Source organism: Blautia sp. DFI.3.45 (assembly GCF_020593505.1).
GTDB lineage: Bacteria > Bacillota > Clostridia > Lachnospirales > Lachnospiraceae > Blautia_A > Blautia_A wexlerae.
The window spans coordinates 1-1,646 of record NZ_JAJDMI010000120.1 but is presented as its reverse complement, the minus strand read 5'-3'; the positions used below and the strand labels follow the sequence as shown (position 1 = coordinate 1,646).

At 40.6% G+C, this 1,646-nt stretch carries 1 protein-coding gene; it reads left to right on the top strand.

Annotated elements, in window-relative coordinates; translation table 11 throughout:
• Positions 1-272 precede the first annotated feature (272 nt).
• Complete coding sequence (locus LJE09_RS17150) at positions 273-1,511, top strand: IS110 family transposase (RefSeq protein WP_114091361.1); 1,239 nt, start codon at positions 273-275, stop codon at positions 1,509-1,511.
• Positions 1,512-1,646 lie beyond the last annotated feature (135 nt).

Here is a 1,646-nt window from a genome sequence, read left to right as displayed (position 1 = left end):
TTGTCAACGAATCATGAAAGCTTATCTCAGCCTATAATGAAAATAGGATACTGACTCCACTACTTTTTTCACTTCTCTTTTTGCCTTACAATAGTCTTAGGCAGGATTAAGTTTGATTGCACCTTGGAGGATTTGCACCCCGTTTGTCAACGTAAATGATTTGCCCTTGAGCACAGCATATTGTCGCACCTTTTATGAATAGCACGAGTAGCAAAGTCCGTATTATCTCGGGCAAATCTCCTGCCAATTCTATAGTAAAGGAGTTGTTCTGTATGAAAGACCTTCTGGAAATTTCCTGTGGACTGGATGTCCACAAAGAAAAAATTGTTGCATGTATCCTGACTGGTCCTCTGGGCAAGCCAACCCGTTCTGAAATCCGTGAGTTTTCTACATTGATTCCGGATATGATAGCATTACGGAATTGGATCGTTTCTAAAAACTGCCATCATGTAGCTATGGAAAGCACCGGTATCTATTGGATGCCGATTTATGAAATACTGGAGGATGCTTTCTCTGGTGACATTACCCTGCTTGTTGTAAATGCACGCCATATGAAAAATGTTCCTGGCAAAAAGACCGATATGCGGGATTCCGAATGGATTTCCACCTTGCTTCGCGCCGGACTTTTGAACGGAAGTTTTATTCCCGAAAAAAGGATTCGGGAATTCCGCGATCTAAATCGTTACCGTAAGAGTGTCATCCGCGATATTACGTCACAGAAGAACAGGATTGAGAAATTTTTACAAAGTTCCGGCTTCCGTCTATCATCCTTTATTTCTGATATTTTTGGCGCTTCGGGTAGAAACATCATTCTGCATTTAGTTGAACATGGGCAGATTGATAAAACTGCTTTAGATTCTTGTCTCAAAACCAAGACCAGAAACCGTATTGATGAAATTCTCATGTCCGTGAACGGAACACTGTCAGAACACCAAAAGGCATTTTTAAGGATTCTCATGACTCATTATGATTCTTTAAAGAAACATCTTGCTGAAATTGAAACGAGTCTCGAGGAAGATATGGCTCCATTTGCCCTGCAGGTTGAGCAGTTGAATAGCATCTATGGAATAAGCACAACTGCTTCCTGTGCAATTATTGCTGAAATCGGTATTGATATGAAGCCGTTTAAAACTGCGGAACACATCTGCTCATGGGCCGGTTTGTGCCCAGGTAATAACGAAAGTGCTGGAAAACGAAAAAGCACCTCTGTCACAAAAGGCAATCCTTACATAAAAAGTATGCTCTGCGAAATTGCCTGGGTGATTGCAGGGAAACGCAACACTTATCTTTCGGCATGGTACTGGAGAATCAAACAGAAAAAAGGAGCCAAAAAAGCGATTGTCGCACTTGCCCGAAAACTTCTTGTCATCATCTACACAATGTTAAAACAAGGAACTCTATTTGACGAATCCTGTTTTGAAACAAGACGTAAGCACTGTGAACAAAAACAGCTTTCTCGTTATATACGGGAATTGGAAAAACATGGTTATCATGTGGAAGCTCAAAGCTAGCCTTTCTTAAATACGATCAATCTCTCACTACAGGCAGCCAATACTGTGACTGCTTTATAGTGATGCTTTCATAATTGTTGAAAACATTTGTTGTCAAGGTTCAGTTTTTGGCTACGAGTTTTATTTTCGTAGCAA

What these genes read in the sequence shown, in the direction of transcription:
- LJE09_RS17150 (WP_114091361.1), top strand. Translation starts at nt 273, where the DNA reads ATGAAAGACCTTCTGGAAATTTCCTGTGGACTGGATGTCCACAAAGAA.